Source organism: Nocardioides sp. (assembly GCF_025964975.1).
Classification (GTDB): Bacteria; Actinomycetota; Actinomycetes; order Propionibacteriales; family Nocardioidaceae; genus Nocardioides.
Map to the genome: position 1 here is coordinate 1 of NZ_JAOPXV010000229.1, position 23,327 is coordinate 23,327.

26 protein-coding genes and 1 other RNA gene are annotated in these 23,327 nt (G+C 69.3%); 15 read left to right on the forward strand and 12 right to left on the reverse strand.

Going from position 1 to position 23,327, the window contains the following annotated elements; all coding sequences use genetic code 11:
- Positions 1 to 319: 319 nt before the first annotated feature.
- Positions 320 to 637, forward strand: a complete 318-nt coding sequence (locus JWN68_RS18440; protein ID WP_297741741.1) for an HU family DNA-binding protein — start codon at positions 320 to 322, stop codon at positions 635 to 637.
- A 142-nt stretch (positions 638 to 779) separates the two neighbouring features.
- Here JWN68_RS18440 and JWN68_RS18445 read toward each other — a convergent pair whose 3' ends face one another.
- The 6 genes from JWN68_RS18445 to JWN68_RS18470 all read right to left on the reverse strand — a co-directional run bounded on the left by JWN68_RS18445 (position 780) and on the right by JWN68_RS18470 (position 9,325).
- Positions 780 to 1,517, reverse strand: a complete 738-nt coding sequence (locus JWN68_RS18445; RefSeq protein ID WP_297741682.1) for a hypothetical protein — start codon at positions 1,515 to 1,517, stop codon at positions 780 to 782.
- Between the two features lie 67 nt (positions 1,518 to 1,584).
- Positions 1,585 to 2,217 carry a SatD family protein gene (locus tag JWN68_RS18450; protein ID WP_297741684.1) on the reverse strand — a complete coding sequence of 211 codons (633 nt, stop codon included), beginning with the start codon at positions 2,215 to 2,217 and terminating at the stop codon, positions 1,585 to 1,587.
- A 61-nt stretch (positions 2,218 to 2,278) separates the two neighbouring features.
- Positions 2,279 to 5,245: a bifunctional [glutamine synthetase] adenylyltransferase/[glutamine synthetase]-adenylyl-L-tyrosine phosphorylase gene (locus tag JWN68_RS18455; RefSeq protein ID WP_297741686.1), complete on the reverse strand. Its 2,967-nt coding sequence runs from the start codon at positions 5,243 to 5,245 to the stop codon at positions 2,279 to 2,281.
- Position 5,246: 1 nt separating this feature from the next.
- Positions 5,247 to 6,587 (reverse strand): type I glutamate--ammonia ligase, encoded by a 1,341-nt coding sequence (gene glnA, locus JWN68_RS18460; RefSeq protein WP_297741688.1) that lies wholly within the window; start codon positions 6,585 to 6,587, stop codon positions 5,247 to 5,249.
- A gap of 52 nt (positions 6,588 to 6,639) precedes the next feature.
- Positions 6,640 to 7,230, reverse strand: coding sequence for a hypothetical protein (locus JWN68_RS18465; protein WP_297741690.1), 591 nt, complete (start codon positions 7,228 to 7,230; stop codon positions 6,640 to 6,642).
- 58 nt (positions 7,231 to 7,288) lie between these two features.
- Entirely contained in the window at positions 7,289 to 9,325 is a 2,037-nt protein-coding gene (locus JWN68_RS18470) for an NAD(+) synthase (protein WP_297741693.1), read from the reverse strand.
- 90 nt (positions 9,326 to 9,415) lie between these two features.
- Between JWN68_RS18470 and JWN68_RS18475 the strand changes: the two genes are divergently transcribed.
- From JWN68_RS18475 to JWN68_RS18500, 6 genes are all read left to right on the forward strand, one after another.
- Positions 9,416 to 9,922, forward strand: a complete 507-nt coding sequence (locus tag JWN68_RS18475) for a hypothetical protein (RefSeq protein WP_297741695.1) — start codon at positions 9,416 to 9,418, stop codon at positions 9,920 to 9,922.
- Positions 9,919 to 10,242 (forward strand): hypothetical protein, encoded by a 324-nt coding sequence (locus JWN68_RS18480; RefSeq protein ID WP_297741697.1) that lies wholly within the window; start codon positions 9,919 to 9,921, stop codon positions 10,240 to 10,242. The genes JWN68_RS18475 and JWN68_RS18480 overlap by 4 nt, the downstream gene beginning before the upstream one ends.
- On the forward strand, positions 10,239 to 12,125 hold the full coding sequence (locus JWN68_RS18485; protein ID WP_297741699.1) for an alpha/beta hydrolase: 1,887 nt from the start codon (positions 10,239 to 10,241) through the stop codon (positions 12,123 to 12,125). Before JWN68_RS18480 ends, JWN68_RS18485 begins: the two co-directional genes overlap by 4 nt.
- Before the next feature lie 23 nt (positions 12,126 to 12,148).
- Positions 12,149 to 12,670: a hypothetical protein gene (locus JWN68_RS18490; protein ID WP_297741701.1), complete on the forward strand. Its 522-nt coding sequence runs from the start codon at positions 12,149 to 12,151 to the stop codon at positions 12,668 to 12,670.
- A 149-nt stretch (positions 12,671 to 12,819) separates the two neighbouring features.
- The gene (gene panB / locus JWN68_RS18495) at positions 12,820 to 13,683 is read left to right on the forward strand and encodes a 3-methyl-2-oxobutanoate hydroxymethyltransferase (RefSeq protein ID WP_297741703.1); all 864 of its coding nucleotides are present in this window, start codon (positions 12,820 to 12,822) and stop codon (positions 13,681 to 13,683) included.
- Between the two features lie 50 nt (positions 13,684 to 13,733).
- The gene (locus JWN68_RS18500) at positions 13,734 to 14,930 is read left to right on the forward strand and encodes a PQQ-dependent sugar dehydrogenase (RefSeq protein ID WP_297741705.1); all 1,197 of its coding nucleotides are present in this window, start codon (positions 13,734 to 13,736) and stop codon (positions 14,928 to 14,930) included.
- Here the strand turns inward: JWN68_RS18500 and JWN68_RS18505 are convergent, their stop codons facing one another.
- Together JWN68_RS18505 and JWN68_RS18510 are read right to left on the reverse strand one after the other, a co-directional pair.
- Complete coding sequence (locus JWN68_RS18505; RefSeq protein WP_297741707.1) at positions 14,931 to 15,218, reverse strand: hypothetical protein; 288 nt, start codon at positions 15,216 to 15,218, stop codon at positions 14,931 to 14,933. It lies immediately after the preceding gene.
- 70 nt (positions 15,219 to 15,288) lie between these two features.
- Positions 15,289 to 16,089 carry a hypothetical protein gene (locus JWN68_RS18510; RefSeq protein WP_297741709.1) on the reverse strand — a complete coding sequence of 267 codons (801 nt, stop codon included), beginning with the start codon at positions 16,087 to 16,089 and terminating at the stop codon, positions 15,289 to 15,291.
- A gap of 10 nt (positions 16,090 to 16,099) precedes the next feature.
- On the opposite strand from JWN68_RS18510, the gene JWN68_RS18515 reads away from it, so the two are divergent.
- A complete protein-coding gene (locus tag JWN68_RS18515; protein WP_297741711.1) occupies positions 16,100 to 16,414 on the forward strand; it encodes a hypothetical protein in 315 nt (104 codons plus the stop codon).
- Between the two features lie 6 nt (positions 16,415 to 16,420).
- Here JWN68_RS18515 and JWN68_RS18520 read toward each other — a convergent pair whose 3' ends face one another.
- A complete protein-coding gene (locus JWN68_RS18520) occupies positions 16,421 to 16,657 on the reverse strand; it encodes a hypothetical protein (RefSeq protein WP_297741713.1) in 237 nt (78 codons plus the stop codon).
- On the opposite strand from JWN68_RS18520, the gene map reads away from it, so the two are divergent.
- From map to JWN68_RS18535, 3 genes are all read left to right on the forward strand, one after another.
- A complete protein-coding gene (gene map, locus JWN68_RS18525; RefSeq protein ID WP_366519838.1) occupies positions 16,656 to 17,531 on the forward strand; it encodes a type I methionyl aminopeptidase in 876 nt (291 codons plus the stop codon). The two genes, JWN68_RS18520 and map, sit on opposite strands and share 2 nt — an antisense overlap.
- 15 nt (positions 17,532 to 17,546) lie before the next feature.
- Positions 17,547 to 17,925, forward strand: an RNA gene (rnpB, locus tag JWN68_RS18530) — RNase P RNA component class A.
- Between the two features lie 52 nt (positions 17,926 to 17,977).
- The gene (locus JWN68_RS18535; protein WP_297741715.1) at positions 17,978 to 18,229 is read left to right on the forward strand and encodes a hypothetical protein; all 252 of its coding nucleotides are present in this window, start codon (positions 17,978 to 17,980) and stop codon (positions 18,227 to 18,229) included.
- A gap of 7 nt (positions 18,230 to 18,236) precedes the next feature.
- On the opposite strand, the gene JWN68_RS18540 is transcribed toward JWN68_RS18535, so the two are convergent.
- Together JWN68_RS18540 and JWN68_RS18545 are read right to left on the reverse strand one after the other, a co-directional pair.
- Positions 18,237 to 18,587, reverse strand: coding sequence for a DUF3140 domain-containing protein (locus JWN68_RS18540; RefSeq protein WP_297741717.1), 351 nt, complete (start codon positions 18,585 to 18,587; stop codon positions 18,237 to 18,239).
- A gap of 48 nt (positions 18,588 to 18,635) precedes the next feature.
- A complete protein-coding gene (locus JWN68_RS18545; protein ID WP_297741719.1) occupies positions 18,636 to 19,763 on the reverse strand; it encodes a Vms1/Ankzf1 family peptidyl-tRNA hydrolase in 1,128 nt (375 codons plus the stop codon).
- 160 nt (positions 19,764 to 19,923) lie between these two features.
- Here JWN68_RS18545 and JWN68_RS18550 point away from each other — a divergent pair, with 160 nt between their 5' ends.
- Both JWN68_RS18550 and JWN68_RS18555 read left to right on the forward strand, forming a co-directional pair.
- On the forward strand, positions 19,924 to 20,088 hold the full coding sequence (locus JWN68_RS18550) for a hypothetical protein (RefSeq protein WP_297741721.1): 165 nt from the start codon (positions 19,924 to 19,926) through the stop codon (positions 20,086 to 20,088).
- Between the two features lie 116 nt (positions 20,089 to 20,204).
- The gene (locus tag JWN68_RS18555; RefSeq protein WP_297741735.1) at positions 20,205 to 20,543 is read left to right on the forward strand and encodes a hypothetical protein; all 339 of its coding nucleotides are present in this window, start codon (positions 20,205 to 20,207) and stop codon (positions 20,541 to 20,543) included.
- Between the two features lie 18 nt (positions 20,544 to 20,561).
- On the opposite strand, the gene JWN68_RS18560 is transcribed toward JWN68_RS18555, so the two are convergent.
- Positions 20,562 to 21,197 carry a DUF5709 domain-containing protein gene (locus JWN68_RS18560; RefSeq protein ID WP_297741737.1) on the reverse strand — a complete coding sequence of 212 codons (636 nt, stop codon included), beginning with the start codon at positions 21,195 to 21,197 and terminating at the stop codon, positions 20,562 to 20,564.
- A gap of 314 nt (positions 21,198 to 21,511) precedes the next feature.
- On the opposite strand from JWN68_RS18560, the gene JWN68_RS18565 reads away from it, so the two are divergent.
- Positions 21,512 to 22,240, forward strand: coding sequence for a hemerythrin domain-containing protein (locus JWN68_RS18565; protein WP_297741739.1), 729 nt, complete (start codon positions 21,512 to 21,514; stop codon positions 22,238 to 22,240).
- A 21-nt stretch (positions 22,241 to 22,261) separates the two neighbouring features.
- The coding region (locus JWN68_RS18570; RefSeq protein WP_297741743.1) for a zinc-dependent alcohol dehydrogenase at positions 22,262 to 23,327 on the forward strand (1,066 nt) is incomplete at its 3' end.

Here is a 23,327-nt window from a genome sequence, read left to right on the forward strand (position 1 = left end):
AAGACCGACCTCACCAACGCCGCACTGCTCAGCACCCCACCACCACCACCGAGCCCACCACACCCGCTACCTCACCCCACCGCCTCCCCCACGGCGACTACCGCTTCCACCGACGAACCTAGGCCGAATCGTGAGCATCGAGGGCTTGGGCCAGCGCAGCGCGGCCGAGCAGAATCGACGGTCAGTTCACGGCGACTCCTATCGCGCCCCGGACACGTCGCCTGGTCGCTTTCGCCGCCCCTCCGCCGACGACGCCACGCGGGGGGCAAAACGCCGCAGAACGGGGGCAGTTTCCCGATTGTCCGGGCCGTGGTGTTGGCTGGAGGGCGTAACAACCACGAACTGTAGGGAGAACACAATGAACAAGACCGACCTCCGCGACGCAGTCGCGCAGCACGCAGAGCTGACCAACGCCCAGGCTGACAAGGCCATCGAGGCCGTGATCACCTCGATCACGAGCGCCGTCGCCAACGGCGAGAAGGTCAGCCTCCCCGGCTTCGGCACGTTCGAGGCGCGCCAGCGCAACGCGCGCACCGGACGCAACCCGCAGACCGGTGAGTCCCTCGAGATCGCCGCGAGCACCGCCCCCGCCTTCAAGGCCGGCGCTGCTTTCAAGTCGGCCGTCAACAAGAGCTGACCAAGAACCACCGCACCACCGATCGGACGGCGTGACCCACGGGTCACGCCGTTCGTCCCATTTCGGGCATGCCACCGCACGGACGTCGCCGTCCCCTTCTGCGGTACGTCGTGTGGCCATGCCGCGCGCCTGGGGAGGCGACTTAGGCGTGCAGCAGCACCAGCGAGCAGAGTGCCACCAGCCAGGAGGCGAAGCTGCCGACGAGGAAGTACTCGGTCAGCAGGTGGATCCGTTCCTGGTCGCGACGGCCCGACAACTCCGGGAAGCGCAGGAGTCCCTTCGCGGCCACCACGATGCTGGCAGCGGTCACGTACCCGCCGAGGCCCAGGGACAGGATGAAGAGGCGCTCCATCGGACCGAGCAACCGGCCACCCTTGAGCTGCGTCTCCGGGTCGTCCACGAGTCCGTGACGTAGTGGATTGACGGTGCCCGTGGCCGCAAGCACGAGTCGCACGAGCACGTTGCCGGTGCTGAGCTGGATGGCGAAGGCCGCGGCGAGCAGCAGGGCGCGATCGGCGCTCAGGTCACTCAGCAGGGGCACGGGGGTGCTCGCAAGCCAGTCACCGAGGGAGCCCCCCGCTGGGCGGGCCAGGCCCGCGAGCAGCACGGCGAGCACCAGTGACGCCGCGAACACGAGCAGCGGCACCCACGCAGGGATTCGGCCGGCGAAACCGCTGGTGACGGTCTGTCCCCACGCCAGCACCGCGGCGGCGATGAGCAGCAGCGCCACGATGTCGCCCACCGAGGTGAGACCGGCGATCAGCCCCACAAGGATCGCTCCGATCGCGCCGACGCACTGAGGCAGGATCCGCACCGGACGCACCGAGTGCGCCAGGTCGGCCAGGGCGAAGCCGATGAGCAGCACCGCGAGCCAGCTCATGCCCGTCCTCGCTTCGCTCCGGGCGCGCATGAAGCACAGGCCACCCTGAGCTTGACGATGCCCTCGCTCATGTCAGCCCTCCCATCAGTTCGTGTGCTGCCACCAGTGCCCCGAGACCGTCGGCGCGCACCCGCTGGGAGACCGCTGAGGGACTGATCCCCAGCACCTCGGCGAGGTCACGCTGCGACTGTCCCGAGAGCAGACCACGCAGCACCGACAATGAGCGCTCCGACAGGCTGGTGACCCGCTCGTCGCGGAGCAGGAGCGCCGCGTTGACCGACGCCTCGTCGGTCGCGGAGCCGGCGTCGTGCGCGACATAGGCGGTCCGCAGGCTCCGCGATGCTGGTCCCCCCTCAGCGCCTGCGGCCCGCTCGATGGCTCTGCGGGCGGCCCACCAGCCGGGGCCGTCCTCGATCCGTGGATCCTCGGCGAGGACCTCGACGGCTCCCCGGCCGATCCCGTGGCGGATGTCGTGGTCGGGCAGCAGCGCAAGCCTCACCAACAGCGAGGCAGACAGGGCGTCACCCAGGGTCGCGAAGACGGCTTGGTATTCGTCTCCCACCTGCATCCGCATCGGTGTCAGCGGCGAGAACGCCGTGTTCACCTCCTCGAGGGCCTGCTCGAAGCGGGTGTGGAGCGCACGCCGGTCGACACTGGCGCGCGAGCCGATCAGGTCGCCGAGCAGAGTAATTGATGACATGGCTTCACCTCACAAAAAAGAAGGATAACACTTCACCCTTCCCGACGTGAAGCGAAGTGCTTCAGCCCCAGAACACCTTCTCCACCACGCCATGAGCGCGCCGAGTGGTGCGGAGATAGTCGTTGACCATGCGATCGGAGTCTCCCGCCGCATACCCGAGCACCCTGGCGACGGCCGCCCGCTCCGCGGCGTCCCGAGGCACCTGGTCCGACGGCTTCCCGCGGACCAGGGTGACCGCGTTACGCGTCCGGCTCACCAGGCGCCACGCCGCGGCGAGGACGTCCGCGTCAGGCCGCGGGATCAGCTCGGCGTCCACGGCTGCCTCCAGCGCCGCCAGCGTCTGGGTCGTACGGAGCGCGGGGACCGCACCGGCATGCCGCATCTGGAGCAGCTGCACGGTCCACTCCACATCGGCCAGGCCGCCACGCCCCAGCTTCAGGTGGGTGTGGGGGTCCGCCCCGCGCGGCAGCCGCTCGTCGTCCACGCGGGCCTTGATCCGGCGGACCTCCACGATGTCGCTCTCGCTGATACCCGCCGCGGGGAAGCGCAACGGGTCGACGAGCGCCATGAACCGCTCCCGGAGCCCTTCGTCCCCCACGACTGCGTCGGCCCGCAACAGCGCCTGGAACTCCCACACGTGCGACCACTTGGCGTAGTAGGCCTCGTAGGAGGCGAGCGTGCGCACCACCGGGCCCTGCTTGCCCTCGGGCCGAAGATCGGCGTCCACGACGAGCGGCGGGTCGGTCGCGGGCAAGGACAACAGCCGCCTCAGCTCACCGACCACTGCTTGCGCGTATCCCCCGGCCACCTGCGCTTCTACACCGTCGACCGGCTCGTACACGAACATCACGTCGGCGTCACTGCCGTAGGACAGCTCGAAGCCGCCGTACCGGCCCATGGCCACGACCGCCATCCGCGCCGGCTGCGCGGCCAGACCCCGGCCGGTGCGCATGGACTCCATCGCAACCGCCAAGGTCGCCTCCAGGGTCGCGTCGGTGAGCCGCGACAGGGCGTGGCCGACCAGGGCGACGTCGGTCTCGCCCACGAGCTCCCCGCACGCGATGCGGAGCAGCTCACGTCGGCGTACGGCGCGGATGGCTCGCACGGCGTCCTCGGGATCGACCTGACGTGACGCGACGGCCCGCATCTCGGCGGTCAGGGCCTCCGCCGAGAGCGGCTGCAGGTCTTCCCCGAGCATCCGGACACCCTGCGGCTCGCGCTCGAGCAGGTCGGTCGCGTAGCGGGAGGTGCCGAGCAGGAACGCCAGCCGCTGGGCGACCTCCCCCTCGTCGCGCAACGTCTTGAGGTACCACGGAGTGCTGCCCAGGCTCTCGCTGAGCCGCCGGAAGCCGAACAGCCCGGCGTCAGGATCGGGTGAGTCCGCGAACCACGACAACATCGCCGGTAGCAAGGTCCGTTGGATGTCGGTGGTGCGCGACACCCCTGAGGTCAGTGCCTCGAGGTGGCGCAGCGCCCCCTTCGGGTCGTCGTAGCCCAGCGCGCGGAGCCTGGCCTCCGCGGAGTCCAGCGAGAGCCGGGCGTCGCCACCGGCGAGCTTGGCCACCGCTGCGAGCAGCGGCCGGTAGAAGATCTTCTCGTGGAGCCGACGAACCTCCCGTCGGTGGTACCTCCACTGCTTGTCGAGCTGGGCGACCGGCTCGGAGAAGAACCCCAGCGAGCGTCCCAACCGCCGCAGCGACGCGTCGTCCTCGGGCAGCACGTGCGTACGCCGCAAGCGGTGCAGCTGGATCCGGTGCTCCAGCGTGCGCAGGAACGCATAGGCCTCGTGGAGCGCCTCGCCGTCGTCACGCCCGACGTAGCCCCCCTGGATGAGCTCGGCGAGCGCACTCAGCGTCGCGGTGGAGCGGATGGACTCGTCGGCGCGGCCGTGCACGAGCTGCAGCAGCTGTACGGCGAACTCGACGTCCCGAAGTCCCCCGGATCCCAGCTTGAGCTGCCGCTCCGCCTCGTGGGCGGGGATGTGGTCCAGGACACGCCGTCGCATGGCCTGGACGTCGTGGACGAAGCCCTCGCGATCGGCGGCGCTCCACACCATCGGCGCGATCATCTCGACGTATCGCTGCCCCAGCTCGAGGTCGCCCGCGACCGGACGTGCCTTGAGCAGCGCCTGGAACTCCCACGTCTTCGCCCACTTCTCGTAGTAGCCCTGATGACTGGCCAGCGTCCGCACCAGCGGACCGGACGCCCCCTCGGGCCGCAGGTTGGCATCGACCGGCCAGATGGTGCCCTCAGCCGTGTGGTCGGAGCAGACCTGCATCAGCTGCGCAGCGAGCTGGGTGGCGGCTCGCAGGGCGACGCCCTCGTCGGCGTCGTCGGCGGGCTCGAAGACGTAGATGACGTCGACGTCGGAGACGTAGTTGAGCTCGTGCCCACCGCACTTGCCCATGGCGACGACGGCCAAGCGCGTCGTGGACGCCGTCTCCCCCACCCGCGCCCGGGCGACGGCCAACGCGGCCTCGAGGGTGCCGGCCGCCAGGTCGGCGATCTCGGCAGCCGCGTCGTCGAGGGCGAGGTGGTGGGCGAGGTCGCGCGCGGCCAGGCGGAGCAGCAGCCGGCGGTAGTTCACCCGGAGCGCGTCCACCGCCTCCACGTCCGGCACGGTGGCGACCGGTTGGTCCGCCAGGGGATCCGCGCCCACGCACTCGAGCAGGGCCGCCCGGACGGCGAAGGCAGCCGGCCGCGTGGTCCCCAGCGTCGGATCGGTCAGCTCGCGCCACTGCGCAGGATGTTTGGCGAGGTGGGTCGAGAGCGCCTCGCTCGCACCCAGGACCGAGCACAGGCGCATCGCCGTACCCTCGTCATCGGCCAGCACCGCCAGCATCGCGCTGCGGTCGTCGACCGCCTCGGCCAGACGGAGCAGCCCGGCAAGCGCGGCGTCGGGGTCGGCGGACGCGGCGAGCTTGCTCGTGAGGGCCGGCCCGGCCTCCCCCAGCTCCGCAATGCCCGCACGAGCAGCCTCGCCGTCGAGGAAGCCGAGACGGACCAGAGACCCGCTGGTTGGACTCACGTCAGATGACCGGCAGCATCCGGTCCCGCTCGAAGGCGGAGACCTGCCCGCGGTACTCCTCCCACTCCGCACGCTTGTTGCGCAGGAAGTAGTCGTAGACGTGCTCGCCAAGGGTCTCGGCCAGCAGCTCGGAGTCCTCGGCGATGCCGATGGCGTCGTAGAGGCTCTTCGGGAGCGGCTGGATGCCGAGCGCCTTGCGCTCACGCTCGGTGAGCGACCAGACGTCGTCCTCGGCCTCGCGCGGCAGCTCGAGACCCTGCTCGATGCCCTTCATACCGGCCGCGAGGATCACGGCGAAGGCGAGGTAGGGATTGCAGGCAGCGTCGATCGTGCGGAGCTCGATCCGGGTGGACTGGCCCTTGTTGGGCTTGTACATCGGCACCCGGATCATCGCCGAGCGGTTGTTGTGGCCCCAGCAGATGTAGGAGGGGGCTTCGCCGCCGCCGATGAGTCGCTTGTAGGAGTTGACCCACTGGTTGGTGACGCAGCTGATCTCACTTGCGTGGTGCAGGATGCCCGCGATGAACTGGCGGCCCGTCTTCGAGAGCTGGTATTCCGAGCCCGCCTCGTAGAAGGCGTTGCGATCGCCCTCGAAGAGCGAGACGTGCGTGTGCATCCCTGAGCCGGGGTGCGTGGTGAAGGGCTTGGGCATGAAGGACGCCCAGATGCCCTGCCCGAGCGCGACCTCTCGAACGACGGTGCGGAAGGTCATGATGTTGTCGGCCGTCGAGAGGGCGTCGGCGTAGCGCAGGTCGATCTCCTGCTGGCCCGGCCCACCCTCGTGGTGGCTGAACTCGACCGAGATGCCCATCGCCTCGAGCATGGAGATCGCCTCGCGGCGGAAGTCGGAGCCCCTGGACTGCGCGGTGTGATCGAAGTAGCCGCTGCGGTCGACCGGGACCGGGTCGTTCCCCGCGGACGGTGAGTCCTTGAAGAGGTAGAACTCGATCTCCGGGTGCGTGTAGAAGGTGAACCCCTTGTCAGCGGCCTCGGACAGCGTTCGCTTCAGGACGTGGCGCGGGTCGGCGTAGGACGGGCTGCCGTCGGGCATCGTGATGTCGCAGAACATGCGGGCGGTGCTCGGGCCCTCGCCGGAGCGCCACGGCAGGATCTGGAACGTCGTCGGGTCCGGCTTGGCGAGCATGTCGGACTCGTAGACGCGGGCGAAGCCCTCGATCGCCGATCCGTCGAAGCCGATGCCCTCCTCGAACGCCCCCTCGAGCTCGGCCGGTGCCACCGAGACCGACTTCAAGAAGCCCAGGACGTCGGTGAACCACAGTCGAACGAAGCGGACGTCTCGCTCTTCGAGTGCGCGGAGTACGAAGTCTTCCTGCTTGCCCATGCGCACATCATGGCGCACAGGAGCGCCACCCGGACGAGGAGTCTCGGCGCGCTCAGCTCAGATCGCAGGCCAGCACGTCGCCGCTGACCAGGACACCGCTGCGGACGCGCTCCATGGGCCGCACGAAGCTCTCGGTCACCGGGGCCCACGCCATGGCCACCGTCTTGCCGTGGCGTTCCACGCGTCGCACCTTGATCTTCAACGTGACGTCCTCGTTGACGGTGCCGGCCCAGCAACCGCTGGCGCGGCTCTTCGTCCGCGCCTGTGCCAACGTGACGCCGTCACCGATGTCGGCGCCGGCGTAGCGCCACACGACGTAGGTGTCGGACCTGGAGTCGGCCCACGGGGGGTCCACCTGCACGCTCATGCCGGCGGTGCGAGCCGAGGGCAGGGTGATCGTGACCTGTCCGTCCTCCACGAGCTTCGGAGCGGAGGAGTAGATGGGGGTCAGGCCGTCATAGGAGAACAACGTGATGACGCAGTCCTCGCAGCTGGGCACGAGGAGGGTGATGTCAGTCTCCAGCTCGACCGCGGCGTCGCGCGGCACGGCGTGGCCCGTCGTGGCGGCACCGACGCAGAGCAGGAGGCCGAGAAGGCCCGCGAGCACTGCGGTGACGAGTGCGGAGATGAGGGGACGGAGCACGGTCGAACCTTCCGGCGTCATGGGGGTGTTCAGAGAGTACGACGACCTGGGCGCTCGGTTAGTTGTCGGGAACATCAGCGAGATCTGCGAGCCACGCGGTGGCCTTGGCGTCGCTCGGCATCCGCCAGTCCCCACGCGGACTCATGGTCCCGCCGGCGCTCACCTTGGGGCCGTTGGGGAGGGCGCTGCGCTTGAACTGGTTGGCGAAGAAGCGCCTCAGGAACAGCCCCAGCCACGTCTTCACCTCGCCCAGGTCGTACGCCACGTGAGCGTCCTCCGGGAAGCCGGGCGGCCACTCCCCGTGCTCCACGTCGCGCCAGGCGTGCCATGCGAGGAAGGCGATCTTGCGAGGCCGATAACCCAGGCGAACCACGTGGTAGAGCGAGAAGTCCTGGAGGTTGTAGGGCCCCACCGTGTCCTGGGTCGCCTGCGGCTTCTTGCCCTCCTCGACCGGGATCAGCTCAGGGGTGATCTCCTGCTCCAGGATCTCCTCGAGCACGTCGTTGGTCTCGTCACCGAAGTCGCCGCTCGAGATCACCCAGCGGATCAGGTGCTGCACCAGGGTCTTGGGCACGCCGGCGTTGACCGAGTAGTGCGACATCTGGTCGCCGACGCCGTACGTGCACCAGCCCAGGGCCAGCTCGGACAGGTCACCGGTGCCGACGACGATGCCGCCGCGGTGGTTGGCCAGGCGGAAGAGGTAGTCGTAGCGCAAGCCTGCCTGGACGTTCTCGAAGGTGACGTCGTAGACCTTCTCCCCGCCGGCGTACGGGTGGGCGAGGTCCTTGAGCATCTGCTCGGCGGCGGGCTTGATGTCGATCTCCTCGAAGGTGACCCCCAACGCCCGGCTGAGCCGGGTGGCGTAGCTCTTCGTGGCCTCACCGGTGGCAAATCCGGGCATCGTGAAGGCGTGGATGTCGCTGCGGGGCCGACCGAGCCGGTCCATCGCCTTGGCAGCCACGATCAGTGCGTGGGTCGAGTCGAGGCCGCCGCTCACGCCGATGACTGCCAATGGCTGGCCGATGGCCTCCAGTCGCCGTTCCAGACCGGAGACCTGGATGTTGTAGGCCTCGTAGCAGTCGAGGGCGAGCCGCTCGGGGTCGTCGGGCACGAAGGGGAAGCGGTCGACCTTCCTCATCAGGCCGATGTCCCCCTCCGGCGGGTCGAGTGCGAACTCGATGACCCGGAACTCCTCGTCACCGCCGGCGCCGCGACGATTGTCGTCGAAGGTGCCCATCCGCAGCCGCTCCTGCCGCAGCCGGTCGAGGTCGACGTCCACGGTGGTCCGCACCGCGTCCGCGGTGAACCGTTCGCCCTCGCCGAGGAGGTCGCCGCACTCGTAGACCATGGTCTGGCCGTCCCAGGACAGGTCCGTGGTCGACTCCCCCTGGCCGGCGGCGGCGTAGAGATAGGCCGCGGCGCACCGTGAGCTGGCGCTGCGGACCAGCAGCCGCCGCTCCTCGGCCCGGGCGACCGTGACCGGGCTGCCGCTCAGGTTGGCCAGCACCGTGGCGCCCGCGAGCGTGGCCTCGGCGCTGGGTGGGATCGGCACCCACATGTCTTCGCAGATCTCGACGTGGAGGCGGAGTCCGTCGATGTCGGCGGCGGAGAAGATCAGGTCGGGGCCGAACGGCACCTCTTCTCCGCCCAGGGTGATGAACTGACCGTGCTGGTCGTCGCCGGGCGCGAACCAGCGACGCTCGTAGAACTCCCGGTAGTTCGGCAGGTGGGCCTTCGGCGCGACCCCGAGGATCTCGCCGCGGTGGATGACGACGGCGCAGTTGAAGACCCGGGACCCCTTGACCAGCGGTCCGCCGACGACGAGGACGGGGAGGAGGTCCGCACTTGCCTCGACGATGTCCCCGATCGCCACCCTGACCGCCTCGAGCAGCGGGTCCTGGAGGAAGAGGTCCTCGATCGAGTAGCCGCTCAGCGCCAGCTCGGGGAAGACCGCGACGGCGACCGAGTCCTCGGACGCCGCCCTGGCCTGCTCGATGATCCGCTGCGCGTTGGTCGCCGGGTCGCCGATGGCGACGGGCAAGGTGATGGCGGCGACCCGCGCGAAGCCGTGGGCGTAGGCCGAGTAGAAGTCCACGTGCTCACTCTAGGGCGGGGCGGCATGGCGAGTTCTCCTCAATGGCCCGTCGGGAGGTTTCGCTCGCCGGCATCGGGTCACTCTCCTGTCATGGACCCCGAAGACGTAGTCGCAGCGGATCCGATGATGCGGGTCCTGCGAGAGCGGCACCCGGACGTGAACATCGTGCTCCTCCCCCCGGTCGAGCCCATCCTGGATCGGCCCAGCGCGACCCCAGCACAGTGTCGCGCGGTCCAGCACCACGCCGACACGGTGCTCTCGACCCTGAGCACCGAGGTCGGGCTCGAGCCGTCCACCCGGGTCGACTACTGGTGGAGCCAGAGCCACCCCGAGGTACGCCGCTGGGTGACCGCGGCCAGCTACACCGACCTGGGCCCGGAGGGCGCCGTCCCCGTGCTCCGGACGCTGGGCAACCTGCTGGCCCGCCTGGGTTGGGAGCCCCGGCCCGCGGCCGACGGCAGCCCGCGCGTCCGGGGCATCGCCGGTCCGTTCGAGCTGATTGCCAGCGCCGACGGCGAGGTCGTCACGGTCAACCTCACCAGCGACCCCCTCTACATCCCAGTCCCCGTCTACGACGAGCTGATGGCCGACGCATGAGTCTCTACGTCTACCTCGGCGCACTGACCACCTCCGCCCAGGCCTGGGAGGACACCAGCGAGACGATTCGTGGTGCCAACAAGTCCCTCATGGAGGTCGACGTGGACCTTCTCGGCGACCGGGTGGCAGGGGCCGCCCAGGGCTTCATCGACACGTGGGCGAGCGAGATCAACCGGCTCCAGACCACCGCCCGTGACCACGGCGACGCCTTGCGCGAGGCGGCACTGCTCTACGAGCAGGCCGACACCGATGTCGTCGAGCGCAGCCAGCAGCTGATGGTGTGGGCCGACCGCGACGTCTCTCCGGGGAGCGTCCCGTGACGACGACCATCCTGGTGCCGGCACATGTCCCAGCCATCCCCGAGATGACCGCGACCGCCGAGGCCGCCGACGTCACCACCGCGCTGCGATCCACAGCCACCGCCATGTCGGACGTCTCGGAGTGGATGACGGCGCACGGTCCTCCGGCCGACTGGACAGGCGATGCCTCCCAGGCCGCTGACCACGCCATGACCCAGGTCGCCAAGGCCACCAACGCCGCCAGGGCCGCGTTCACCCGCGTCACGACCGCGTGCGACAAATACGTCGACAGGGTCGTCACCCTCGCGGCCGTTCGCGACGGCCTCGTCGACGATCGGCTCAAGCGCAACGGTCAGATCGACGACCTGGTCAACCGCATCAACCAGTCCACCGCGGACGACATCGCCACGCTGCAGGGAGAGGCGCAGGCACTCCAGTGGCAGGTGGACCATCTGAACGACAACATCACCAAGTTCTGGGAGGACGTCACAACTGCCGAAGACCTCCTCGTCGCTGCCTTCCAGGCCGTGGACAGCACCACCGAGGGCCAGGCCGCCGCCGACCGCGACACCACCGACATCACCGCCCTGCGGGCCGAGCTCACCACCCTGGGCGGCGACCCGGGAGCCATCCACGACTGGTGGACGTCCCTGTCGCCAGCCGAGCGGGAAGCGCTGAAGATCAGCGACCCCGACCTCATCGGCAACACCAACGGCATCCCGACTGGCGACCGTGACGAGGCCAACCGCACCTCGCTCGATCGTGACCTCGACCGTCTCACCGCCAAGCAGGACGCTGGTGAGGAGCTGAGCAAGGAGGAGCAGCGACTGCTCGACCGGGCGAGAGCGGCTCAGACAGCCACGGGGATCCCTGACACCCAACCTCTCGTCGACAGCGACGGTGACGGGGTGGCAGACCCTGTGGACGTCAACCTGCTGGTCTACCAGCCCGGCGCCTTCGGGGGCGACGGGGCCGTCGCAGTGAGCTACGGCGATCCTGACACGGCCGCCAACACCGCCGTCATAGTCCCCGGCATCACCAACGACGGCACCAGCATCGCCACCCAGGGCGCGGACGCCTACGAGTTGTACAAGAACTCCATCGCCAACCAGGAGTCAGCCGCGACGATCGCGTGGATGGGATATGACGCCCCGAGTTGGAACCCGGAGAACGCGCTGGACTGGCCGGGCGACGGGCTCGACATGGGCAGCGTCATCAATGAGCAGAAGGCTGAGGCCGGCGGGAGGCTGCTGGCCGATTTCGTGGACGGGCTGCGGGCCACCGACACCCTCGACCCTGACACCGGAGACGCCAGGTCCAACCTGACTGTCATCGGTCACAGCTACGGGTCGACGACGGCTGCGCACGCGGCTCACGACCACGGTCTTGACGCCGATGCCCTCACCCTGATCGGCAGCCCGGGCGCCGGTGGCAACGACGTCAACAGCGTACGAGGTCTGGGCATGCCGGAGGGCAAGGTCTACGTCGGTGCTGCCGACAACGACTTCGTGACCTGGCTCGGCCGTGACGGGAATGTCGGGATGGGCCAGGACCCGGCCCAGGCTGGCTTCGGGGCCAAGGTGTTCCCCGTCGCAGGCGGACTCGAGTTCCATGCCGACGACCTCGGCCAGGGCGTCACGAACCACACGTCCTACTTCGACCCCAAACTGAACCCCGAATCCCTGTCGAACCTCACCTCGATCGTCCAGGGCGACGAGCCCACGCTCACCGGCGGGCGCACCCAGGACGCCAACGACATGGCGCTGGAGTGGGCTCGGGACGAGGTGGCGCACCAGGTGGAGCAGGAGGTCGCGACGACGCTGCAGGAGGCCACGGCCGTGTACAACGACAGCGCTGACTGGGTCGGCGACCGAGTCGAGGACTTCAAGGGCCTGTGGCCATGACGACTGGTCCTAGGCTTGGCCGCATGACTCGGATCCTGTTCGTGGCCCTGGCCGTCGGCTTGGCGGCCTCCGTGGCAGCGTGCACACCCGACGGATCGACCAACGCTGCTGGCCGCCCGGACAACGACGCCGAAGTGTTCAAGACCGAGATGGACGCGTTCGTGCGCGACACCTTGCCGAAGCTGCAGGCCCAGGTCGGGGGCGAGTGGACCGGTTTCCAAGGACGCTTCTTCGAGAAGGGCGGCAACACCGGGCAGTGGGAGTACACCGCTGAGGGGGGCACCAGCAGACCTGCCGGCAGCGCGGACGAGGTGCTCGACAAGGTCGAAGCCGTGCTGATCGAACAGGGCATGGAGATCACCCGGCCCGACGTCATCGCCGACATCACCGGCCGCAAGGCCAACATCGCCGTGCAGGTGACGCGGGCACTCGACGCCGACGTGGAGTCGATCTCCACCCTGCGCGTCACCTTCAGCTCGTATGACCGCCTCAAGTCCTCCGACGACTTCGCCGAGAACGCGGGCATGACGGACCTGCTGAAGTGAAAGCGCGGTTCCCGGAGTCCTTCTTCCCAGGACTACCTCGCCCGTGCGGAGTGACGCGACACACACCGCCGCGGGTGCGCGCCCGGGTCTAGCCTGAGGACGTCCGTGGACTCCGGCCGGGAGCTGCGAGATGTCGTGAGGAGAGCACCATGAGCGAGGAAACCGCGCCGTACGGCGGCGGCAGCAACCCTGCGGCGCAGGCAGGGTCGGCGGTGCCGATCAAGAAGATCCGCACCCACCACCTGCGGGAGATGAAGGAACGCGGCGAGAAGATCACGATGCTGACGGCGTACGACATGTACACCGCGCATACCTTCGACGAGGCAGGCATCGAGCTTCTGCTCGTCGGCGACTCGGCCTCCAACAACGTCTACGGCAACGAGACGTCGCTGCCGGTCACCGTCGACGAGCTCCTCCCCCTCACCCGGGCGGTGGCCCGCAGCGTCACCCGCGCCATGGTCGTCGGTGACCTCCCCTTCGGCAGCTATCAGGCCTCCCCGGAACAGGGCTACCTCACGGCCGTGCGGTTCATGAAGGAGGCCGGCGCCCACTGCGTCAAGCTCGAGGGCGGCGCCGAGATGGCGAGCGTGATCGAGAAGTGCACCAGGGGTGGCATCCCGGTGATGGCCCACATCGGCTTCACCCCCCAGTCGGAGCACACGCTCGGTGGCTACCGCGTCCAGGGCCGGGGCGAGTCGAGCGACCGCATCATCGCCGACGCTCGTGCCGTGCAGGAGGCCGGGGCTTTCGCCGTGGTGATGGAGATGGTGCCCGGCGACGTGGCCGAGCGGATCTCCAAGGAGCTCACCATCCCCACGATCGGGATCGGCGCGGGCAACGGCTGCGACGGCCAGGTCCTCGTCTGGCAGGACGCCTTCGGACTGCGCACGGGTCGGATGGCCAAGTTCGTCAAGCAGTACGCCGACGTCCACTCGGTGCTCCTGGAGGGCGCCCAGGCCTTCGCTGACGACGTGCGGTCCGGTTCGTTCCCCGGCCCGGAGCACACCTTCTAGGACCGGCTGGGCCTCGTCAGCACGCTCGCGGCGACGGTAGCGTCGCCAGCATGACTCCTCCTTCCCGCGCGACGGCGCTCGCGCTCTCCGGACTTCTCGCCCTCGGGGCGTTCACCGCCATCAGCCCTCCGACGTATGCCGATTTGTCGGCCGGCACGACGAGATCGAGCCAGGCTGCAGCCGACGCTCGCGCCGCCGCCCCGCGGCTGAAGGTGCGCACGGTCGTCGCGGGCCTGCAGAACCCTTGGGACGCCAAGCCGATCGGAGGTGGCGCGCTGTTGGTCACCGAGCGGGACAGGGCGCGGCTCAGCGTCGTGCGCGATGGCACGCGGCGTACGGTGCGCTTCCCCCGCTCCCGCGTGTGGGTCTCCGGCGAGACGGGTCTGATGTCGCTCGCGATCGATCCGCGGTTCAAGCAGACCCGCCACTTCTGGACCTGCCAGGGCTGGCAGTCAGGGGGCGCGCACGACGTCCGGGTCTCCCTGTGGAAGCTCAGCAGGAGTGCCCGGCGCGCCCGGCTCGTGAACCACGTGCTGACCGGCATCCCGACCACGAGCGGGCGCCACGGAGGCTGCCGCCTGCTGCTCGACTCCGGCAGCGACGCCCTCTTCATCGGGACCGGCGACGCCGCCGACCCGGCCAACCCGCGCAACCTCACGTCGCTGGGCGGCAAGGTGCTGCGAGTGCACCGCCTCACCGGCGCGGCGATGTCGGACAACCCGTACGCCGACGCGAGCACCCCACGCCAGCGACTCGTCTTCACCTACGGCCACCGCAACGTGCAGGGGCTGGCCCAGCGTCCGGGTGACGGTGCCGTGGTGAGTGTCGAGCACGGGTCCTATCGCGACGACGAGGTCAACGCGCTGGCGCCGGGGGCGGACTTCGGGTGGAACCCCGGGCCGGGATATGACGAGAGCGTCCCGATGACCGACCAGAGCCTGCCTGGCCAGCAGACCGAGGCGATCTGGAGCTCGGGCACCCCGACCATCGCCACGTCGGGTGCGGCCTGGACGTCTGGTTCGTCCTGGGGTGAGTACGCGTCCGCGCTGGCCGTCGCCGCCCTGGGTGGGGAGCGGATGATCTTCATCAGGTTCGACGAGGCACTCCGGCAGATCGACGTCAGCACGCCGGCCGTGATGCGCCGCTACGGGCGGCTGCGCTCGGTGACCTCGCTGGGCAACGGCGACCTGCTGGTGACCACGAGCAACGGCGTGGACGACCGGATCCTCCGAGTCTCCCCGCGCTAGTCACACCCAGTCGAGCCAGCGGGCACCGGCCATCACGACCGCGAACCACCCGAGCGCGAGTGAGACAGCGAGGACCAGTACGGCGACGGGACGGCGGGTGAACCACCGGCAACCCTGCACCAGCGCGACGAGCCAGAAGAGGATCAGTAGCACTACGACCCACCACGGGCAGTCGACGACGGTGGGGGTCGCCGCGAACAGGAAGAAGGCCGCGGCAAGGCCGATCATGCCCGCGAAAGCCCACGGGGACGCGTCTTCTCGACGCCCTACGGGCTGCTGCTGTGACACGCGGCGCACCGTACACGAGTGACAGCGCCGGTCAGCACGGGCAGGATCAGAGGCTCAGCCACCTTTGTGCCTAGGAGAGTTCATCCATGAGTGAGACCCCGACCACCCCGACGAGCACGAGCTCGACGTCCAGCACCCCGACGAGCACGACGTCCTCGTCGAGCTCCCCGGCGAGCAGCACGTCGTCATCGAGCACCCCCGTGAGCACGCCGTCCGCGAGCAACCCGGGAAGCTCGGCGCCGTCATCGGCATCGACGTCGACCACGTCGTCGTCCACGAGCTCCACCGCAGCGAAGAAGGCTCCTGCGGCCAAGACGACCAGCACGAGCAACGGGACCGCCACGAAGTCGTCGCCCGCCAAGAAGACCAGCTCGAGCACCTTGAGCAACACCGCGAAGAAGACGTCGACGGTCAAGAAGTCGCCCGCGAAGAAGACCAGCACCTCGAGCACCTCCAGCAGCACCGCCAAGAAGTCCTCGGCGAAGAAGACCAGCTCCAGCAGCAGCGCCGCCAAGAAGTCGTCGTCCAGCAGCACCGCGACGAAGACGTCACCCGCGAAGAGGTCCTCCTCCTCGTCCAGCAGCACCACGACGAAGACCTCACCCGCGAAGAAGTCCTCCTCCTCGTCCAGCACCGCCAAGAAGACCAGCACCGCCAAGAAGTCGGCCGCCAAGAAGACCCCGGCCAAGAAGACCAGCACGAGCAGCGCCAGCAGCACGGCCAAGAAGGCGACCAGCACCGCGAAGAAGGCCAGCAGCGCCACGAAGTCCGCGGCCACCAAGAAGACCAGCACCGCCAAGAAGACCAGCACCGCCAAGAAGAGCTCCCCCGCGAAGAAGACCAGCACCGCGAAGACGAGCCAGACCCCCACCCTGGTGGACGTGACGGCTCGGCAGGTCGCAGCGGCAGCCACTCCTCCGGCGGTCGTCTCCTCGCGGCGTACCCCTGTCGGACTCGCAACGGCCGCAGGAGCCCAGGTGGTCGACTCGGCCGTCGCCGTCCAGAAGATCGCTCAGGACGCGGCGGAGCGCGTGGCACGGGACTTCGCCGGCCGCGTCGCCGAGGAGGTCCTCAAGGCGATCACCGAGGCCGCCAACGTGGGCATGACCGTCGCGGACACTGCCGGCAAGGTCGCCGGCAAGGCCGTGGGCAAGGGTTCGAAGAAGAACAAGAAGGGCAAGAAGAACAAGAAGTAACCGGCGTCAGTGGTCCGGGGTTCCGTCGACGAGGCCGTCACCAGGCCCGTCGCCGGACCCCGGACCCTCGTCGTTCCAGTTGGGGTCGTTGTCCCACTGTTCGTTGCGCTCGGCGACCTTCTCCAGAGCGCGGGAGGCCTCCTCCGCAGAGGGGTACGGACCCAGGCGGTCCTTGCTGCGACAGCCGTCTGCGCCTTCGACGGTGTGGTGGGTCAGGCAGAACCAGTGCTCGCTCTCGCTCATGAACCGAGAAACTACACTCGCCGACGTGAGTCCAGTAGCCCCCGCCGTCATCTCCCCCCGCCGCGCCGTGCCGGCCAAGATCGCCCGACCCGAATACGTCGACCGGGCCGCGCCTACGCCCTTCACGGGTTCGGAGGTCAAGGACGCCGAGACCATCGCCAAGATGCGGGTGGCCGGCAGGCTGGCTGCCCAGGCACGCGACCTCGTGGGGTCGCACGTCACGCCGGGTATCACGACCGACGAGCTCGACCGCATCGGGCACGAGTTCCTGTGCGACCACGGCGCCTATCCCTCGACGCTCGGCTACCGAGGCTTCCCCAAGTCGTTGTGCTCCAGCGTCAACGAGGTCATTTGCCACGGCATCCCTGACAGCCGGGTCGTCGAGGACGGCGACATCGTCAACATCGACATCACCGCCTACCTCGACGGCGTCCACGGCGACACCAACGCGACGTTCCTGGCCGGCGACGTCGACGAGGAGTCACGGCTGCTGGTGGAGCGCACCAAGGAGTGCCTCGACCGCGCCATCAAGGCGGTCAAGCCCGGCCGCCGGGTCAACATCATCGGTCGCGTCATCGAGGCCTACGCCGCCCGTTTCGGGTACGGCGTCGTCCGCGAGTTCACCGGTCACGGGATCGGCACCAGCTTCCACTCCGGACTCGTCATCCCGCACTTCGACTCCGACCTCCACGCCGAGGAGATCCAGGTCGGGATGACCTTCACGATCGAGCCGATGCTCAACCTCGGCACGCACGAGTGGACGATGTGGAACGACGACTGGACGGTCGTGACGCGCGACCTCAAGCGCAGCGCGCAGTTCGAGCACACCCTGCTGGTGACACCGACCGGTGCCGAAGTCCTGACCCACCCCTAGACTCATGCGAGCGAATGGGTTGGCTGGGCGATCGCGCCTCGCCGTACGGCGACGTGCGGCGGGTCGAGGAAGGTCCGGGCTCCACAGGGCACGGTGGTGGCTAACAGCCACCCGGGGCAACCCGCGGGACAGTGCCACAGAAAACAGACCGCCTCCCGGCTTGCCGGGAGGTCAGGGTGAAACGGTGGTGTAAGAGACCACCAGCGCTCCGGGTGACCGGAGCGGCTCGGTAAACCCCACCAGGAGCAAGATCAGACAGTGTGCGTCCGAGGGCGGCCCGCCCGAGCACACGGGTAGATCGCTTGAGGGAGTCGGCAACGGCTCCCCTAGATGGATGATCGCCCCGCCCGGCTCGCCGGGCGGACAGAACCCGGCCTACAGGCCAACCCATTCGCCCCAACCCCTTCGCCCCAGCCCTCGAGAACACAGGTCCAGGAGGACTTTTCATGATCGGATTCATCGTCGCCGGGCTCATCATCGGCGTGCTGGCACGCCTCATCAAGCCGGGCAGGCAGAACCTCTCGATCCTGATGACGCTGCTCCTCGGGCTGGCGGGCTCGGTCGTCGGCGGTCTGGTCGCCAACATCCTGGGGACCGGCAGCATCTGGGAGCTGAACGTGCTCGGCTTCGTCGTCGCTGTCATCGCCGCCATCGTGTTCATCGGTGTCGCCGAGGGCGCCACTCACCGCGGCCGCTGAGCGCGCGTCACGCCTCCGGCGGTTTGAGGGGGTCGTGCCCGAACGACATCAGCAGGCGGCGTACGTCGTCGTCCCCTGCATCGGGCTCCAGCTCCTCTCCTCGCAGGGTGCGGACCTGGTCGACCACGACCGTCATGGTGTCGATGTCCTCGGCCGTGAGGTCCGTACGCCGCTTGGCGAGGATCGCCAGCACGTGCTCACCGAGCTCGAGCTCGGGCAGGGTGGCGTCCGGGTTGAGCATCTCCCCTCCCTCGCCCGTCGCCTGGGTGCGCAGCCAGTCGGCCAGCTCGCGGGACGTCATGTTCACGACCGTGTGGAACTCCTCCCACAAGTCGTCGGTCACGTGGCTCTCAGCCATGTGTCGTCACTCCTTCCTGTCTGGTCCGGTGATCGTCGCGCAGGGCGGTCACGTGGACGTCGGGTCGGGTCGGGTGTCGAAGCGCAGCACGGCGCCGACTCCGTCGGGAAGCAGCCCCACCGGGGCATAGAGGGGTAGCAGGTCTGCATCCTGGCCGATCGCGGCCCGTGCCATCGCCTCGTCGAGGCGCGTGACCGCCGGCTCGTCGACGCCGAAGGCCTTCAGCTCGTCGGGGGTGTGACCGAGCAACAGCGGCTCCGGACCGACGTACGCCTCTCGGTCGTCCAACGCGCCCTGCAGCAGGACCAGGGTCTCCACCTCGCCCCGGCGCAGTGCCTCCACCGTCTCCGCGACGCCGACCGCCTTCGCCCCTCCTCCGAGACGCTCGAGCACGCTCATGAGGCGCGCCGACCAGCAGCGTTCCAGGGCCGCGGCAACCTCCTCCTCCAACCGCTCGTCCGAGGCGCCTTCGGCCCGACCGCCGTGGTCCAGGACCTCGAGGCGCTCCGCGAGCTTCTGCCCGGCACTGTCCCGGACCTTGGCGCAGCTCGTGGGCTCGCCGGCGACCAGGACGAGGTCGATGCGCTCCTGGGCGACGAGCCGGTCGAGATCATTGGCCACCTTCTCGGCGTTGCGCTCGATCGAGTCCTCGACCCGCATCTGAAAGCGCCGGTGCGCCCAGCCACCGCCCTTGAACTTGTGCAACACGTCGTGGTCACCCTCGCTGACCATCTCCCTCTCGTCAGGCCCCGAGGTCCCAGCAATGGTGATGTCCGCACCGGTGTGGTCCACCTTGACGAGCGCATAGCGCACGTCGTCGGCCGTCGCCCGCGCGAGCTCGAGCAGGTGCGCGATGGGACCGACGTGCTGGCGGGAGGGTACGGCGCTGGCCAGCAGCGCCTCGGTGACCACCTCGCCGCCGTGGGCCACGATGACCCGCGAGGCCTCGCCGCCGTGCCCGGTGGGCCGGAGGATCCGCTCCGACACCGACTCCACGAGAGCCTCGTCGGCGCTCGAGCCCAACAGCTCCCGCCGCAGGTTCTCCGCGCGCAGCTCGACCTCGCGGGTGCCGTCCTCGTTGTTGCGACTGACGTCGACGTACGTCGTGACGACGTCGCCGTAGAGCTCCGCCGCGGGCCGCAGCGCTGACAGGGGTGCTGTTCGTGTGGGCGTCATGCCGCGTCCGTACCCGATGACCCGGCGGCCATTCCCGTGCCGCGATTCAGGCCGGGCCCGCGGCGGGCCCTCGGCCACGAGGGCAGCTGACGCAGGGATGCCGCGGGCGCCGTGTGGGTACTGGACCGACTCGATGTGCCAGCGACGAAGAGAGGGACCCATGACAGACCAGGAGGACGGGCGGGGAGCCGCTGAGGAGATGTCCGGCGTCCCGGACACCCCGGAGGAGCACAACGGACCGGCGTCTCCCTCCTCGACGCCGGGGGGAGAGCCTTCGCGCGTCGACGGCGCCGCGGAGGAGGGCGTAGGGGTCGAGGACCAGTAGCTCCCTGCCCCCACCAGCGGTGCCGGCATCCGAACCGGTGATCCGCTGCAGCCGCCTCATCCGCCGACATTGAACGACCGCCGATCCCAGCACACACTGCCGACCCGAGGAGACCCATGGCCCACCACGAGCTCCCCCTGCCCGACTACGACAACCTGACGACCGGCTCGCTCGAGTCCCGCATTCGCTCCCTGGATGCCGACAGCGTGAAGCAGGTGCTTGAGTACGAGCGCGAGCACGCCGACCGGATGCAGGTGGTGATAATGCTGGAGCACCGTCTGGACTCGCTCCGGAGCGGCGACGCCACGCCCTCCGGCGGGGACCCGGCCGCTCCCGCGCCCGAAGTCGCCCAACGGCGACCCGGCGGGTCCGCCGTCACGCCGGCGACCGAGGGTCCGCCGATCAACCCGCCGTCCCAGGGCGACCCGACCAACCCGGCGCAGCCCCGGGGCTGACGCAGGTCCGGGCGGTGCTCAGGGAAGGCTGCCCCGCTCCGGATCGAGCTCGGCGTCCAGCCCCGAGTCCAGCCCCGAGTCCAGTTCGGACTCCAGTCCGGAGTCGAGCTCGAAGTCGTGGACGACGTGCACCGCTGCCTCCTCTGCTCCGGCGGCGGCCCCGTCGATGCCCACGTCCCAGGCCACGAGATCGCCCTCCGTGTCGGTCCGGACGCCCTCGTCGGCCTCGACCAACCGACCGGCGCGCACCGCGCCGACCTCGGCGCGCGGCTGCGCCTCGTCCGCCGGTTCCTCCTCGCTGACGAACTTGTCCAGATCGCCGCGCCTCGCCTCGATCTCCGCCAGCTCGTACGGGTCGGGCTCGGGGATCTCCTGCTCGAGGCGCTGGTCCAGGGACTCCCCCAGCTGCTCCTCGAGCGGGGTGTTGCCGAAGCCCTGCCCCGCCGACCAGCTCTCCGGTGGCGAGTAGCCCTCGTCGAGTGGTTCGGCCAGTCCCCGGTCGCTGTCGACGAGGCTGTCGCCCGTGCTCTGCGGCTGGGTCTCGTCGTCGACGCTGTAGCCGTGGTAGCTCTCGTTGTCGGACGCGTCCCCGGTGGCGTCGACCTGCGGGTCGGTGCCGATCGCGGCGGCGAGGTCTGGTTGTTCGGCGTTCATGGGATCTCCTCATCGGTGGTGGAGGCGGAGTACCCACTGCGTTGAAAGTCAACGCCCGGGGCGACTTGTCGCCCACACCGAGGACCTGCAGGACGCCACCTGGGTCGCACCGGCTGCGGGAAGCCGTCGGTCCCTTCGCCCCGCACCACGACTGGGTCCAGTCTCTCCAGACCCGCCCAGCCGAGCGTGACCTCCCCCGGGGCATGAGCATCAGGACCTTGGGTACGAACCCGTGTCGGTGACCGCACGAACTCGGAGGCACAGACCGCATGACAGATCGCCCCACAGGCCGAGCCGTCCCTCACGGAACCTCGTTGGCCCACCAGAGCCACGCAGCACTCGGCGGGCCGCTGAGCGTGCTCGTCCGCCAGAAGCGCGACCACGTGCGTCTTGACCGCCTGATCGGGCAGCTCAAGACCACCACCGGCCGGGAACAGGACCGGGTGCTGCTCCAGCTCCGGCGGCTCGTCTTCCCACACGCGTTTGCCGAGGAATCCGTGCTCTGGCCGGTCATGCGCCGCGTCGTCCCGGACGGGGAGGCGCTCACCCGGCAGGTCGAGCAGGAGCACCAGGAGGTCAACGAGCTGGTCCTGCGCCTCGATGAAGAACAGCTGACGCCGTCCGAGCGTCCCCGACTGGTCAACCGGCTGATCAAGGTGCTCCGGGAGGACGTGCGCGACGAGGAGGACTCGCTGCTCCCGGAACTCCAGAGGGAGCTCACGGTCTCCGAGCTCCGGCGCCTCGGTGTGGCCTGGGAGGTCGTACGCCGCACAGCACCCACCCGCCCCCACCCGGTCGTCTCCCGGCGACCCCCGGGCAACGTGCTGGCCGCTCTCCCGCTCAGTGTGCTGGACAACGCCCGCGACCTCTGCGAAGTCGCAGCGCTCCGGGCACCCCGCGCAGCGGGTCCCATGCACCTGACCGGCAGGGCCCTGGGCCGAGCCGCCACCAGGGTCGAACGCATCGGTCTGATGCGACGCGGAGAAAACCCCACCACGCACGTGGCCGAGTCGGACCCAGCACCGAGCAAGCCGTCAACCTGAGGAGGAGCAGCTGTGCAAGCCATGGTCTACCGCGGCCCCTACCGCGTGCGCGTGGAGGAGAAGGACCGCCCGCGCATCGAGCATCCCAACGACGCCATCGTCCGGGTCACGCTGGCCGCGATCTGCGGCTCCGACCTGCACCTCTACCACGGGATGATGCCCGACACCCGAGTCGGTCACACGTTCGGCCACGAGTTCATCGGGGTCGTCGACGAGGTCGGCCCGTCGGTGCGCAACCTCGCCGTCGGGGACCGCGTCATGGTCCCGTTCAACGTCTTCTGCGGATCCTGCTACTTCTGCGCGCGCGGCCTCTACTCCAACTGCCACAACGTCAACGCCAACGCCACCGCGGTGGGTGGCATCTACGGCTACTCCCACACGTGTGGTGGGTACGACGGCGGGCAGGCCGAGTTCGTGCGCGTGCCCTTCGCAGACGTCGGCCCGTCGATCATCCCGGACTGGCTCGATGACGAGGACGCCCTCCTCCTGACCGATGCCCTGCCCACCGGCTACTTCGGCGCACAGATCGGTGACATCAGCGAGGGCGACACCGTGGCCGTGCTGGGTGCGGGCCCCGTGGGACTCTTCGCGGCCCGGAGCGCGTGGTTCATGGGCGCCAGCCGCGTCGTCGTGATCGACCAGCTCCCCGAACGGCTCGACAAGGCCCGGACCTTCGCGCACGCCGAGGTGCTGAACTTCACCGAGGTCGACGACGTGGTGGTCGAGATGAAGAAGCAGACAGACCATCTTGGTTTCGACGTCGTCATCGACGCGGTGGGTGCCGAGGCCGACGGCAACCTGACCCAGCACCTCACCTCCGCGCGCTTCAAGCTGCAGGGGGGCTCGCCCGTGGCCCTCAACTGGGCCATCGACGGCGTGCGCAAGGGCGGCACGGTGTCGGTGGTCGGCGCCTACGGACCCATCTTCAGTGCGGTGAAGTTCGGCGACGCCGTGAACAAGGGCCTGACCCTCCGGATGAACCAGTGCCCGGTCAAGCGGCAGTGGCCCCGGCTCCTTGAGCACATCCAGAACGGCCACTTCAAGCCCAGCGACGTCATCACCCATCGCTTCCCTCTGGCGGAGATCG